The sequence below is a fragment of the Actinosynnema sp. NPDC050801 genome (genome assembly GCF_040673975.1).
In the GTDB taxonomy this organism is placed as follows: Bacteria; Actinomycetota; Actinomycetes; order Mycobacteriales; family Pseudonocardiaceae; genus Actinosynnema.
Genome location: NZ_JBFAQZ010000010.1, coordinates 12,700 through 25,504 on the forward strand (window position 1 = coordinate 12,700; position 12,805 = coordinate 25,504).

13 protein-coding genes are annotated in these 12,805 nt (G+C 71.8%); 6 read left to right on the forward strand and 7 right to left on the reverse strand.

The features are described 5' to 3' along the window. Nucleotides 1-37 precede the first annotated feature (37 nt). Nucleotides 38-1,336 (forward strand): cytochrome P450, encoded by a 1,299-nt coding sequence (locus tag AB0K14_RS22465; protein ID WP_360466020.1) that lies wholly within the window; start codon nt 38-40, stop codon nt 1,334-1,336. 92 nt (nt 1,337-1,428) lie between these two features. Here the strand turns inward: AB0K14_RS22465 and AB0K14_RS22470 are convergent, their stop codons facing one another. Then, nucleotides 1,429-1,839 carry a helix-turn-helix domain-containing protein gene (locus AB0K14_RS22470; RefSeq protein ID WP_360466017.1) on the reverse strand — a complete coding sequence of 137 codons (411 nt, stop codon included), beginning with the start codon at nt 1,837-1,839 and terminating at the stop codon, nt 1,429-1,431. Between the two features lie 97 nt (nt 1,840-1,936). Here AB0K14_RS22470 and AB0K14_RS22475 point away from each other — a divergent pair, with 97 nt between their 5' ends. Beyond that, a complete protein-coding gene (locus tag AB0K14_RS22475) occupies nt 1,937-2,773 on the forward strand; it encodes an NAD(P)H-binding protein (protein ID WP_360466014.1) in 837 nt (278 codons plus the stop codon). Nucleotides 2,774-2,821: 48 nt separating this feature from the next. Here AB0K14_RS22475 and AB0K14_RS22480 read toward each other — a convergent pair whose 3' ends face one another. After that, the gene (locus AB0K14_RS22480) at nt 2,822-4,297 is read right to left on the reverse strand and encodes a peptide MFS transporter (RefSeq protein ID WP_364338606.1); all 1,476 of its coding nucleotides are present in this window, start codon (nt 4,295-4,297) and stop codon (nt 2,822-2,824) included. Between the two features lie 178 nt (nt 4,298-4,475). Between AB0K14_RS22480 and AB0K14_RS22485 the strand changes: the two genes are divergently transcribed. Then, on the forward strand, nt 4,476-5,009 hold the full coding sequence (locus AB0K14_RS22485; RefSeq protein ID WP_360457104.1) for a TIGR03086 family metal-binding protein: 534 nt from the start codon (nt 4,476-4,478) through the stop codon (nt 5,007-5,009). A gap of 276 nt (nt 5,010-5,285) precedes the next feature. On the opposite strand, the gene AB0K14_RS22490 is transcribed toward AB0K14_RS22485, so the two are convergent. The 4 genes from AB0K14_RS22490 to AB0K14_RS22505 all read right to left on the reverse strand — a co-directional run bounded on the left by AB0K14_RS22490 (nt 5,286) and on the right by AB0K14_RS22505 (nt 9,120). Continuing rightward, a complete protein-coding gene (locus AB0K14_RS22490; protein ID WP_360457101.1) occupies nt 5,286-5,801 on the reverse strand; it encodes a DUF4262 domain-containing protein in 516 nt (171 codons plus the stop codon). Nucleotides 5,802-6,053: 252 nt separating this feature from the next. Beyond that, nucleotides 6,054-6,806, reverse strand: a complete 753-nt coding sequence (locus AB0K14_RS22495) for a YebC/PmpR family DNA-binding transcriptional regulator (RefSeq protein ID WP_360457098.1) — start codon at nt 6,804-6,806, stop codon at nt 6,054-6,056. Between the two features lie 17 nt (nt 6,807-6,823). Further along, nucleotides 6,824-7,429, reverse strand: a complete 606-nt coding sequence (gene pdxT / locus AB0K14_RS22500; protein ID WP_360457095.1) for a pyridoxal 5'-phosphate synthase glutaminase subunit PdxT — start codon at nt 7,427-7,429, stop codon at nt 6,824-6,826. 467 nt (nt 7,430-7,896) lie between these two features. Beyond that, the gene (locus AB0K14_RS22505) at nt 7,897-9,120 is read right to left on the reverse strand and encodes an aminotransferase class I/II-fold pyridoxal phosphate-dependent enzyme (protein ID WP_360457092.1); all 1,224 of its coding nucleotides are present in this window, start codon (nt 9,118-9,120) and stop codon (nt 7,897-7,899) included. Nucleotides 9,121-9,194: 74 nt separating this feature from the next. On the opposite strand from AB0K14_RS22505, the gene AB0K14_RS22510 reads away from it, so the two are divergent. Next, a complete protein-coding gene (locus AB0K14_RS22510; protein ID WP_360457089.1) occupies nt 9,195-9,668 on the forward strand; it encodes an Lrp/AsnC family transcriptional regulator in 474 nt (157 codons plus the stop codon). Nucleotides 9,669-9,738: 70 nt separating this feature from the next. Here AB0K14_RS22510 and AB0K14_RS22515 read toward each other — a convergent pair whose 3' ends face one another. After that, nucleotides 9,739-10,473, reverse strand: coding sequence for a group II truncated hemoglobin (locus tag AB0K14_RS22515; protein ID WP_360457086.1), 735 nt, complete (start codon nt 10,471-10,473; stop codon nt 9,739-9,741). A gap of 73 nt (nt 10,474-10,546) precedes the next feature. Here AB0K14_RS22515 and AB0K14_RS22520 point away from each other — a divergent pair, with 73 nt between their 5' ends. Both AB0K14_RS22520 and AB0K14_RS22525 read left to right on the forward strand, forming a co-directional pair. Further along, nucleotides 10,547-12,406 carry an acyl-CoA dehydrogenase gene (locus AB0K14_RS22520; RefSeq protein ID WP_360457083.1) on the forward strand — a complete coding sequence of 620 codons (1,860 nt, stop codon included), beginning with the start codon at nt 10,547-10,549 and terminating at the stop codon, nt 12,404-12,406. Nucleotides 12,407-12,416: 10 nt separating this feature from the next. Next, nucleotides 12,417-12,803 carry a DUF6292 family protein gene (locus tag AB0K14_RS22525; RefSeq protein WP_360457080.1) on the forward strand — a complete coding sequence of 129 codons (387 nt, stop codon included), beginning with the start codon at nt 12,417-12,419 and terminating at the stop codon, nt 12,801-12,803. Nucleotides 12,804-12,805: the final 2 nt, after the last annotated feature.

The following is a 12,805-nucleotide window of genomic DNA, read 5'->3' on the forward strand; positions in this document are numbered from 1 at the left end:
GCTTGAACCTTTCTCGCGTTCACGCCACCGTGGTGGCATGCCGTCCACGGTGAAGAACGCGACGATGCTGTTCCTGGGGCGCACCGTCGTCCGGGCGCAGGCCCTGCTCGGCGATCCCGCCGCCCGGTTGCTCGGGCTCGACCCGACCCGCGACCCCTACCCCGTGTACGAGTCGGTGCGCGGGCAGGGCGTGCTGGTGAAGACCAGGATGGGGCTGTACCTCACCGCCTCGCACGAGTTGTGCTCGCAGTTGCTGCGCGACCCCGGTTTCGGGCCGCTGCCCGCGGGCGAGCTGTCCCCCGTCGACTCCTCCGTCCAGGCCGACGGGCGGCGGCTGGTCAACCCGGTCGAGGACTCGTTCCTGGTGCGCAACCCGCCCGACCACACCCGGTTGCGACGGCTGGTCGCGCCCTGGTTCACCCCGCGCGGTTTGCGCGCGCAGGCGGCGACCGTCGAGCGGGTCGTCGAGGAGTACCTGGACGAGGTGGCGGACCGGCGGACGTTCGACCTCGTCGGCGACTTCGCGGCCAGGGTGCCGATCCAGGTCATCGCCGACCTGCTCGGCGTGCCGGGCGCGGACCACGCGCCGTTCGCCCGGTGGGGCAGCGCGTTGGTCAACGCGCTCGACGGCGTGCGCGACCTGCGCGGGGTGCGGGCGTTGCAGGAGGCGCTGCGGGAGTTCGAGGCGTTCCTGGACGACCTGATCGAGCACCGGCGGCGCCACCCCGGCGGCGACGACATCGTGTCCGCGCTGGCCGCGCACGACGACCTGACCCGCGAGGACCTGATCGCCACCACGGAACTGCTGCTGGTGGCCGGGTTCGAGACCACGGTCAACCTGATCGGCAACTCGGTGCTCGCGGTGCTGGCCGATCCCGACGTGCGCGCCCGGCTGCTCGCCGACCCCGCGCACGCCGACGCCGTGGTGGAGGAGACGCTGCGCCACGACCCACCGGTGCAGTACACGGTGCGGGTGCCGTTCCGGTCGACCGAGGTCGCGGGCACCCGGCTGCCGAAGGGCACGCCGATCATGCTGATGCTCGCGGCGGCCAACCGCGACCCGGCGGTGTTCGCCGATCCGCACCGGTTCGACCCCGACCGCCCGGACGTGCGGGAGCACCTGGCGTTCTCGTCCGGCATCCACTTCTGCCTCGGTGCCGGACTGGCCCGGATGGAGGGCGCGGCGGCCCTGCGCGGTCTGTTCCGGCGCTTTCCGGACCTGAGGGCGGCGGGGCGGGTGCACCGCCGGCCTTCGCGCGTCATCAGGGGCGCGGCGAAGCTACCCGTTGCTACGAATGTGACAAAACAACACCCGATCGTGCAAACCATCAGCTGAGCCACAGGAATGTGGTGCATGCTGGTACCGCGCAACGACCCGCCGCACCGCCGCCGCGGCGGGTCGTTGCACCCTTTCCGCACTAATGCGGATTACCGCCGCTCACCGGCGCTCCGGCGACCACCTACGCGTTCTTTCGCGTCGTGGTCGAGCCGGGACCGCTCGACCTTTTCCAGGTTCGCCGAGGACCACTCCGCCAGTGTCGCGAACAACGGCGCGAGGCTGCGCCCGAGTTCGCTGATCTCGTACTCCACCCGGGGCGGGACTTCGGCGTAATAGGTGCGCACGACGAGCCCGTCGCGTTCCAGTTGGCGCAGCCGCTGGGTCAGCACCTTGGGCGTGATCGTGGTGATGAGGCGCGCCAACCCGACGAACCGCTGCCGCCCGTACTCGTTGAGCGCCCACAGGATCGGCGTCGTCCAGCGGCTGAACACGATGTCCACCACCGGCGAGATGGGGCAGGCCACCTCCGGATCGGCCGACCCCCTTGTGCCACCGGTCACACCAAGCCCCTTCCGCCGATACTTTCCTCTAGGTACCTACTACATCGATGAAACTAACGTCCCCGGTGCACGCGGAACTCGACATCGGGGAGTGATCATGATCGTGGTGACCGGGGCGACGGGCAACGTCGGGCGGACACTGGTGCGGGCGTTGGTCGAGGCAGGCGAGCAGGTGACCGCGGTGTCGCGCGGGGTCTCGGCGCGGGACATGCCCTCGGGTGTGCGCCACCTCAAGGCGGACCTGACGGAGCCGGCGAGCCTCACGCCCGCGTTCGAGGGCGCCGACGCGCTGTTCCTGCTGACGTCGGGCGACTTCACCGCCGCCGGCGGCAACGGCGCCGTGCTGGGCGACGTCCTCGACCTCGCCGGGGCCGGCGGGGTCCGGCGGGTCGTGCTGCTGTCCTCGCAGGGCGTCGGGACGGGGCGCCACTCGCCGGACCTGGAGGACGCCGTCACGCGCTCGGGCCTGGCGTGGACGGTGCTGCGGCCCGGCGGTTTCGACTCGAACGCCTTCGCGTGGGCCGGGACGATCCGCGAGCAGCGGGTGGCCGCCGCGCCGTTCGCCGACGTCGCGCTGCCCGCCGTCGACCCGGACGACATCGCCGAGGTCGCGGCCGCGGCGCTGCGGGAACCCGGGCACGGCGGCCGCACCTACGTGTTGACCGGGCCGGAGCAGATCTCGCCGCGGCGGCAGGTGGCGGCGATCGCGGACGCGCTGGGCGAGCCCGTCCGGTTCGTCGAGCAGACCCGGGACGAGGCCAGGGCGTCGATGCTCGCGTTCATGCCCGAGGTGATCGCCGACGCCACCCTCGCCATCCTGGGCGAGCCCACGGACGACGAGCGACGGGTGAGCCCGGACGTCGAACGGGTCCTCGGCCGCCCGGCCGGCTCCTTCGCCGACTGGGCGGCACGCCACGCCGCCGCCTTCAAGTGACCGCGCGGTGAGGGGCGCACTCCACGCGCCCCTCACCGAGGGGTCACGTCAGTCCACGCCCTGCATCAACCGGTGGATGGCCTTGGTCGCGATGATCAGCGCGACGCCGAGGCCGATCGCCACCGCGCCCAGCACGCCGAAGTACGCCACCGCGTTCTCGTCGCTGTACCAGCGCACCACGATCGCGCCGACACCCGAGCCCGCCGCCGTGGCCAGGAACCACAGGCCCATGGTCTGCGAGGCGAACGCGCGCGGCGCGAGCTTCGTCGTCACGGACAGACCCACCGGCGACAGGAGCAGCTCGCCGCAGGTCATGACCAGGTACATCAGCACCAGCCACAGGAAGCTCACCCGCACCGACGGGTCACCCTGGCCGGCGATCATCATCAGCAGGAACGACAGGCCGACCAGCAGCAGCGCGTAGCCGAACTTGCGCGGCGTCGACGGCTGGCGCTTGGCCAGCTTCACCCACAGCAGCGCGAACAGCGGCGCGATCGCGATGATCATCACCGGGTTGATCGACTGGACGAACGACGGCGGGAACGCCACGCCGAGGAACGTGGTGTCGACCCTGGTGTCGGCGAACGCGGCGATCACCGTGGCGCTCTGCTCGAACAGCAGCCAGAACATCGCCGCCGCGATGAACAGCGGGATGTAGCCGATCACCCGGGACCGCTCCACCGGCGTGGTGCGCGGGCTGCGGATCATCACCGCGAAGTAGCCGACCGGCAGCAGCACCGACAGCAGGCTGATCAGGTTGATGACACCCTCGGCGCCCAGCACGCCGAGCACCACCAGCAGCGCCACCACGGCCACCGAGCCCAGCGCGACGGCCGCGATCCGACCGATCACCCGGCCGCGCTCGGCCGCGGGCAGCGGGAACGGCGGCGCGGCGGCCGAGTCGCCCAGGCCGCGCCGACCGAGCCGGTACACGACCAGGCCCAGCGCCATGCCGACCGCCGCCGCGCCGAAGCCGAGGTGCCAGTCGTAGGTCTCGCCGAGGAAGCCGCACACCAGCGGCGCGAGGAAACCGCCGAGGTTGATCCCCATGTAGAAGATCGTGAAGCCCGAGTCGCGGCGCGGGTCGTCCCGGTCGTACAGCCCGCCGACCACCGTGGAGATGTTCGGCTTGAGCAGACCGGTGCCGAGCACGATCAGGATCAGGCCCGTGTAGACGCCCGCCACGCCGATCGGCAGCGCCAGCGCGACGTGCCCGAACATGATCAGCACGCCGCCGTGGAACACGGCCCGCTGCCCGCCGAGCACCCGGTCGGCCAGCCAGCCGCCCGCGACACCGGACATGTAGACCGAGGCGCCGTAGATGGCGACCAGCGACAGCGCGAAGCTCTTGTCGAGCCCGAGGCCGCCTTCGTCGGCGGTCTTGTACAGGTAGTAGGCGAGGATCGCCTTCATCCCGTAGTAGGAGAAGCGCTCCCAGAGTTCGGTGAAGAACAGCGTCGACAGTCCTCGGGGGTGCCCGAAGAAGCCCCGCTGCGGGCTGGAGACGGCGCTCGTGGCGCTCACTGGTTCCTCCTGTGTCAACGATGTCACCGCCGGCGTACCGGGTCACGCTACGCCGTACGGGTGTACTGGCCGAAATTCGCGTACGGCCGAGTGGCCCAGCGCACAGCCTCGGGGTGCGCTCCGGTTCAACCTTTGGTGCACTCGGGGGGTGGATCTGATCGAGGCTCACGGACGCGCGATGACGGAGTTCGACTCTCGGGTGCGGCAGGTGCGCCCCGAGCAGTGGGACTGGGGCACACCCTGCAAGGAGTGGTCGGTCCACGACCTGGTCAACCACCTGGTCCACGAGCAGCTGTGGGCACCCGAGCTGCTGGCCGGCTGCACGATCGAGCAGGTGGGCGACCGGTTCGACGGCGACCAGCTCGGCGACGACCCGCTGCACTCGTGGGTGCTGGCGGCGGCCGCGGCGCGCGAGGCGTGGATCGCGCCGAAGGCGCTGCTCAAGCCGGTGCACCTGAGCTACGGCAAGGCCACGTCGGTCGAGTACGGCTGGCAGATGACGTCCGACCTGGCCGTGCACGCCTGGGACCTGGCCCGCGCGATCGGGGTGGACGAGCGGATCGACCCGGACCTGGCCGAGGCGGTGCTGGACCACGTCGGGCGCGACGCCGAGTCGTGGGCGGCGAGCGGGGTGTTCGACCCGCCGGTGCCGGTGCCCGACGACGCGGACCCGCAGACCAGGCTGATCGCCCTCCTCGGTCGCACGCCGTAACGGGCGTCGCGGGCGGGTCCCACCGTGGGGAGAGCCCATCGGAAGCTCTCCCCGCGGCCCATTCCTTGGCACGGGCGGGGCCCCCGTGACCAAGCACCGTGGCGCACGCCCCGTCCCGCGCAGCTCCCCTACTACGCGGGACGGGGCGCACCTCCCCCTCGCAGCGTGCGGAGTCCCCGACGTCTCGACGCACAGGGCATTGATAGCCCACCGGGTGTTGTCAGCGGTCGGTCGGCCGCACCTGACAACACATCCCGGACAACGCGTCGGGTGCGGTCACGGACCGTTGACGCCGGGCTCCCAGCTCTCCGGCCGACCGCTCTCGGTCAGCAGCAGCTGCCAGTCGCCGAAGCCCATCGGCGCGTCGTGGTGCCACGGGAACCGACCTTCCGCGGTCGGCAGGATGATCTGCAGCGCGGCGAAGTCGCCCTTGCCGTAGAGCAGGAAGGCGCTGCCGAAGAACTCCGGGTAGAAGCCCTTGAAGACGCGCTCGAACGTGACCGGCACGCCGTCGAGGAAGTCGTAGTACAGCCTGCCCGGCACGAACCGCTCACCCCGGCGGGCCCGGTCGACGTAGGCGCGGATGAGCACCTGGGCGTGCTCGGGCGGCAGGCCCAGCACGACCGCCTCGGCGACGCCGAACCGGCGCCACGCGCCGACGGAGAACGCGTACCCGGCGCCCTCCTCGTCCTCGGGCACGGTGACCACGGCGTGGCCGTGCTGCTCGGCCTGCGCCAACAGCCAGTTGCGCAGGTTCAGGTCCTGGGCAGAGGGGGCGTTGGGGTTCGACACCCGGCCATTGTGCCCGTTGCTCCCGTCAAGCCCGCACAAGCCGCCGCGCCGGGTGCGGCGCATGGCACGACGGCTCCGCGCCGGCACCACCGACGCGGAGCCGCGCAACACTGGTGAGGGGTCAGCCGACCTCGGCCATCACCTCGTCGGTGACGTGGAATCTCACGCAGTGCGAACACGTTCCGCTAGGCGCCGACTTCCTCCGCCACCTCGTCGGTGACGTGGAATCTCACGCAGTGCGAACACGTTCCGCTACGCGCCGACTTCCTCCATCACCTCGTCGGTGACGTCGAAGTTCGCAAACACGTTCTGCACGTCGTCGCAGTCTTCGAGCGCGTCGATCAGCTTGAAGATCTTCCGCGCTCCCTCGACCTCCAGCTGCACGGTCACCGAGGGCAGGAAGTTCGCCTCCGCCGACTCGTAGTCGTACCCGGCGTCCTGCAGCGCCTTGCGCACCGCGACCAGGTCACCCGCCTCGGACACGACCTCGTAGCTCTCGCCCAGGTCGTTGACCTCCTCGGCGCCCGCGTCGAGCACGGCCATCAGCACGTCGTCCTCGGCCAGGTCACCCTTCGGCACGATCACCACGCCCTTGCGGGTGAACATGTAGGCCACCGAGCCGGGGTCGGCCATCGAGCCGCCGTTGCGGGTCATCGCGGTGCGGACCTCGGACGCGGCCCGGTTGCGGTTGTCGGTCAGGCACTCGACCAGCACCGCCACGCCGTTGGGCCCGTAGCCCTCGTACATGATGGTCTGCCAGTCCGCGCCGCCCGCCTCCTCACCACCGCCGCGCTTGCGGGCGCGCTCGATGTTGTCCAGCGGCACGGAGTTCTTCCGCGCCTTCTGGATGGCGTCGTACAGGGTCGGGTTGCCGTCGGGGTCGCTACCGCCGGTGCGGGCCGCCACCTCGATGTTCTTGATCAGCCGCGCGAAGAGCTTGCCGCGCTTGGCGTCGATTGCGGCCTTCTTGTGCTTGGTGGTCGCCCACTTTGAGTGGCCGCTCATTCGTCCTCCGTCAATACTCAGCCCGCGGCACGGACCATGTCCACGAATAGGCGGTGCACTCGCCCGTCACCGGTCAGTTCCGGGTGGAACGAGGTGGCGAGCACGTGCCCCTGCCGAACCGCGACGATCCTACCGGCGGCCCCTCCCGCGTCCTCCGATTCGGGCACCCGGGCGAGTACTTCCACGTCCGATCCCGCCGATTCCACCCACGGGGCGCGGATGAACACGGCGTGCACCTCGCCCACGTCGACGAAGTCGAGTTCGGCCTCGAAGGAATCGACCTGCCTGCCGAAGGCGTTGCGGCGCACCACGATGTCGAGACCGCCGAGCTGGTGCTGGTCCGGCCGCCCGTCCAGGACCCGGTCGGCCAGCAGGATCATCCCTGCGCACGACCCGTAGACGGGCATGCCGTCCTTGATGCGCGCGCGCAGCGGCTCCAGCAGGTCGAACGTGGCGAGCAGCCGGCTGATGGTCGTCGACTCGCCGCCCGGCAGCACCACGCCGTCGACCTCGGCCAGCTCCTCGGGCCGGCGGATCGGACGGGCGAGCACGTCGGCCTCGGCCAACGCGACGAGGTGCTCACGGACGTCGCCCTGCAGGGCGAGGACACCGACGACGGACACGGCTGGGCTTCCTCCTGGGTCAACTGCCACCAGCCTAGGTGACCGGGCCGGACGGGTGCTCGTGGCACCCGCCCGGCCGTTCGGTCTTCCCGCGGCGCGCCAGTCGCGCACCGCGACCCGCTCGTCGGCCTGGTGGGCCGCCGAACGACGGGCTCGGGCGGCTCGCCCGCACCGCGGCGGACGGCACGGCGAGCACTGGGAGGAGCCGGAACGCGATCCGCCCGACGGTCCGCCCGACCGGGGTCGGGCGGCGGGCGAAAATGGCCGGTCGGCCGAGCGGAATGCCGAATCGCGCCACGCCACTCCGGTGGCAACACGGCATTCATCGCGTTCACCGGTTTCCGGACACGGCTCGGGCGCCAGGCGTGCGATGACCCGTTGTAGCAGGTCCGGCAGCCGAACAGCCCGATTGGGGCATTCGACGGCGGCCGACTCGCGTGCTGCGCTCAAACCGTGACGGCGAAACGCTAGTGGCTCGCGGCGGGCTCGCGGAAATCGCTTGAGGAAGACTTGATGTAATCCTGTTCACAATGCCCGTGCAGGGCTCGGTCGAGGTCGTCCCAGATGTCCTCGACGTCCTCCAGGCCCACGCTCAGGCGCAGCAGGTTGGCGGGCACGCCGGACGCCTCGCGCGCGGTGTCGGGCACCAGCCGGTGGGTCAGCGCGGCGGGGTGCTCGATCAGCGAGTCGACCGAGCCGAGGCTCACCGCGGGCGTGACGAGCCGCAGCCTGCGCACCACGGCGGCCGGGTCCTCGCGGGTGGTGAACGCGAGCATCGCGCCCGGACCGCGCATCTGCGTGCCGAGCAGGCCGGCCGGGTCGGCGCCGGGCAGGCCCGGGTACCGCACCGGGCCCGTGCCGGGGTGCGCGTGGAGCCGTGCGGCCAGCTCGACCGCGCTCTTCTGCGCGGCCTCGACGCGCAGCGGCAGCGTGGCCAGGCCGCGGTGCATGAGGTAGCCGCCCAGCGGGTGCAGCACGGCCCCGGTGATGATCCGGACCTGGCGCAGCGGCCCGGCGTGCTCCTCGGCGCACGCCACCACGCCGCCGACCACGTCGCCGTGCCCGCCGAGGTACTTGGTGCCCGAGTGCAGCACGTAGGTCGCGCCGTGCGCCGCCGGGTTCTGCAGCACGGGTGTGGCGAACGTGTTGTCGACGACCACCGGCACGTCACCGGCCCCCGCGACGACGGCGGCGATGTCGAGCAGGTCCAGGTTGGGGTTGGCGGGCGTCTCCACCACGACGAGCCCGGTCTCGGCGGTGATCGCGTCGGCGACCCGGTCGGCCGCGGCGTACGTGGTGCGCACGCCGAGCAGGCCGGACGACAGCAGGTGGTCGGTGCCGCCGTAGATGGGGCGCACCGCGACCACGTGCGGCTTGCCGGTGAGCACGCACGCGGCCTGCACCACGGCGGTCACCGCGGCCATGCCGCTGCCGAACGCCACGGCGGCCGACGTGCCCTCCAGCGCGGCGAGGGCCTGCTCGAACCGGGCCACGGTCGGGTTGTGCAGCCGTGCGTAGACCGGCGAGGTGGCGTGCGCGGCGCCCTCGGCGAGGTGTTGCAGCGCGTCGCCGCCCTCGACCTGGTCGGGGATCGGGTAGGTGGTGGACAGGTCGATCGGCAGGGCGTGCACACCGAGGTCGGCGAGGTCGTCGCGCCCACCGTGCACCGCCGTCGTTCGCAACCGGGTCATGCGCGAATCTTGGACATATCGTCGGTCGTCGGGGGAAACTTCCGCAGGCTGTTCGGCGAGTGGAGGAGTTCGACGTGCTGGATTCGGTGGACGCGGCGATCGTGCAGGAGCTGCAGAAGGACGCTCGGTTGCCGAACAAGGACCTGGCCGACCGGGTCAACGTGGCCGCGTCCACGTGCGTGGTCCGGCACCGGTCGCTGCGCGAGCGCGGCGTGATCACCGGCTACCACGCCGAGGTCGACCTGACCGCGATGGGCCGGCCGGTGCAGGCGATCATCGCGGTCCGGGTCCGACCGCACACGAGGGCGATCGTGGAACCGTTCATGGACTACGTGCTGACGCTGCCCGAGGTGCTGGCGATGTCGCACGTGGCGGGACCGGAGGACTTCCTGGTGCACGTCGCCGTCGCCGACACGGCACACCTGCAACGCCTGGTCCTGGACCGCTTCACCACCCGCCGCGAGGTCAGCGAGGTGCAGACGAACCTGCTGTTCCAACACGTCCGCAAGCACACCGTGCCACCGACCGGCGGCGACCGGTGGTCGTGACGCGGGCCGGAGCCGCTTCCCCCGGCGACCGGACGCCGTGCACGGTGGAGGTGTCGGAGCCGCGCACCCGTTACCCCTGCCAGGGCCGCACGTTCCCCCAGTCCCACGTGGGCATCGGCTCGGCCGGGTTCCCCTGCGCGCCCGGCGTGGAGAAGATCACCGCCATCCGGGTGCCCCACTCCAGGTAGCCGACGAACGCCGAGCGGAACTCCGGGTCGCCCGGCAGGCCGACGTCGTCGGCGGTGTCGAGCAGGAGCGAGACCCACCGCCTGCGCTGCGGCTCGGTGATGCCCTTGCCGACGTGCCTGCCCACCATCCCCCGGTGCCCGCCGCGCGACGACGAGTAGGCCCGCGGTCCGCCGAAGACCTCGCCGAGCCAGTCCGCGACGTGGTGCGCGTGCTCGGGGTCCATGCCCGCGAACAGCGGCGCCAGCAGCTCGTCCTCGGGTACGCGCAGGTAGAAGGCGTGGAACAGCTTCTCGAACGCCTCCGCGCCGCCCGCCCACTCGTACAGCGTGGGCGTCGGCCTGCCGATGCCGACCGGCTCGTGCCGTCGCGGCGGTGACGCGTGCGCGGCGAAGTCCGCCAGTTCGGCGGTGAACGGGCCGAAGTGCGGCCCGGCGCGGAACCCCTCCGGGTCCGCCGCCCAGGTCAGCCGGGCGACGTGCTCCTCGCCGTCGCGGGTCAGCTCGAAGTCGTGGCACTCTGGCGCGGCGGCGAGGTGTGCGGCAGCACGGCGGTAGGCGGCCTCGAACGCCTCGGCGCGGTCGGCCGGCACGCGGTAGCGGGTGTACTCGATGATCACCCCGGCAGTCGAACACCTGTGGCAGCCGCCCACAAGTGCGCCGTCGAGCCCGCTCGGTGAACATGTGTTAACAATGACCATGGGGACCGAAGCGTTGCGTGACCTCCTCGACGGCAGGTGGGCGTCGGTGCGCCGCCGTTCGCTGGACCTGCTCGGCGAGCTCAAACCCGCGGCCGACCTGGAGCGCGAGGAGTACCGGGCCTGGGTGCTGGAGCAGCTGCACGCGTTGGCCGACGGCGGCCACCCGTTGATCGGGTTCCCCGCCGCGTACGGCGGCCGGGACGACGTGGGCGGCTCGGTGGTGGCGTTCGAGGTGCTCGGGTTCGGCGACCTGTCGCTGATGGTCAAGGCGGGCGTGCAGTGGGGCCTGTTCGGCGGCGCGGTGCAGGCGCTGGGCACGGCCGAGCACCACGACCGGTACCTGCCCGCGATCATGGGCATGGACCTGCCGGGTTGCTTCGCGATGACCGAGACCGGGCACGGGTCGGACGTGCAGCACCTGCGCACCACGGCGACCTACGACCCGGACACCGAGGAGTTCGTCGTGCACACGCCGGACCCTTCGGCGCGCAAGGACTACATCGGCAACGCGGCCCGTGACGGGCGGATGGCCGTGGTGTTCGCGCAGTTGGTCACCGGCGGTGTGACGCACGGCGTGCACGCGGTCCTCGTGCCGATCCGGGACGCCTCCGGCGCGCCGATGCCGGGCGTGCGGATCGAGGACTGCGGGCCGAAGGCGGGCCTCAACGGCGTGGACAACGGGCGGCTGTGGTTCGACCGCGTGCGCGTGCCCCGGGCGAACCTGCTCAACCGGTACGGCGACGTCGCGCCGGACGGCACGTACACCAGCCCGGTCGAGGGCGACGGCCGCCGGTTCTTCACCATGCTCGGCACGTTGGTGCGCGGGCGGATCAGCGTCGCGGGCGGCGCGGGGAGCGCGACCAAGAAGGCGCTGGCGGTGGCCGTCCGGTACGGCGACGCGCGGCGCCAGTTCACCCGGCCCGACACCGGCGCCGAGGTCGTGGTGCTCGACTACCTGGCGCACCAGCGGCGGCTGCTGCCCGCGCTGGCCACGTCGTACGCGCTGCACTTCGCGCAGGAGGAGCTGGTGTCGGCCCTGCACGACGTGGCCGACGACCGGCAGCAGCGGGAGCTGGAGTCGCGGGCGGCCGGGTTGAAGGCGGTGGCGACCTGGCACGCCACGCGGACCATCCAGACGTGCCGGGAGGCGTGCGGCGGCGCCGGGTACCTGTCGGAGAACCTGATCGCCGGGCTCAAGGCGGACACCGACGTGTTCACCACCTTCGAGGGCGACAACACGGTGCTGCTGCAACTGGTCGCGAAGGGCCTGCTGACCAGCTACCGCGACCACGTAGGCGACCTGGACCCGTGGGGCATGGCGAGGTTCGTGGCCGACCAGGCGGTAGGCGTGGTGATCGAGCGGACGGCGGCGCGCGCGATCATCGACCGGCTGGTGTCGGGCAGTTCGGACGCGCTGCTGGACCGGGGCTGGCAGGTGCGCCAGTTCGAGGACCGCGAGAAGCACGTGCTGGAGGGGTTGGCGCGGCGGTTGCGGCGCGCGTCCCGGGACGACGCGTTCGACGTGTTCAACGCCGCGCAGGACCACGTGCTGCACGCCGCACGGGTGCACGTGGACCGGGTGGTGCTGGAGGCGTTCGTGGCGGCGGTGGACCGGTGCGACGACCCGGAGGCGACGACCCTGCTGGACCAGGTGTGCGACCTGTACGCGTTGAGCACGATCGAGGCGGACCGGGCGTGGTTCCTGGAGCACGGCAGGCTCACGCCGCAGCGGGCCAAGGCGGTGTCGCAGGCGGTGAACGAGCTGTGCGGCCGGCTCCGCCCGCACGCCCGAGCCCTCGTGGACGCCTTCGGGATCCCGGAGACGTGGCTCACCGCACCGATCGCCCGCTGAGAGGAGTTGAATGGTGCTCATGGACGACAGCGCTCAAATCAGCCTCGGACTTGCCCGGTACGTGCAGGCGGTGGCCGAGGAGATCGGCGTGCCGCCCGAAGGCACGGAGTTCGAGGTCAGCGACACGGCCACCGCGTACCTGGGCCTGGAGGGGCCGGGACGTGACCTGATGCTGCTGTGGAACGAGCAGCGCGGCTGGTCGATCGCGGTGGAGACCGACCCGACCGAGAAGCCGCTCATCATCGCGCACCTCGGCCGGCCGCTCGTGCCCCCGCCGAACGCGGTGGCGCGGTTCGTGGACGACGTGCTGGCGGGCAGGGAGAGCGGCGCCGAGCCCGAGTTCGGCGCGGTGTCGGACCGCCACCGGCTCGCGGACCGGCTGAGCGCCTACCTGTAACC

Excerpts from the sequence above, each read along its gene's own strand:
- AB0K14_RS22465 (WP_360466020.1), top strand. The coding sequence starts at position 38 with ATGCCGTCCACGGTGAAGAACGCGACGATGCTGTTCCTGGGGCGCACC.
- AB0K14_RS22475 (WP_360466014.1), top strand. The coding sequence starts at position 1,937 with ATGATCGTGGTGACCGGGGCGACGGGCAACGTCGGGCGGACACTGGTG.
- AB0K14_RS22485 (WP_360457104.1), top strand. The coding sequence starts at position 4,476 with ATGACGGAGTTCGACTCTCGGGTGCGGCAGGTGCGCCCCGAGCAGTGG.
- AB0K14_RS22495 (WP_360457098.1), bottom strand. The coding sequence starts at position 6,806 with ATGAGCGGCCACTCAAAGTGGGCGACCACCAAGCACAAGAAGGCCGCA.
- AB0K14_RS22505 (WP_360457092.1), bottom strand. The coding sequence starts at position 9,120 with ATGACCCGGTTGCGAACGACGGCGGTGCACGGTGGGCGCGACGACCTC.
- AB0K14_RS22520 (WP_360457083.1), top strand. The coding sequence starts at position 10,547 with ATGACCATGGGGACCGAAGCGTTGCGTGACCTCCTCGACGGCAGGTGG.
- AB0K14_RS22525 (WP_360457080.1), top strand. The coding sequence starts at position 12,417 with ATGGTGCTCATGGACGACAGCGCTCAAATCAGCCTCGGACTTGCCCGG.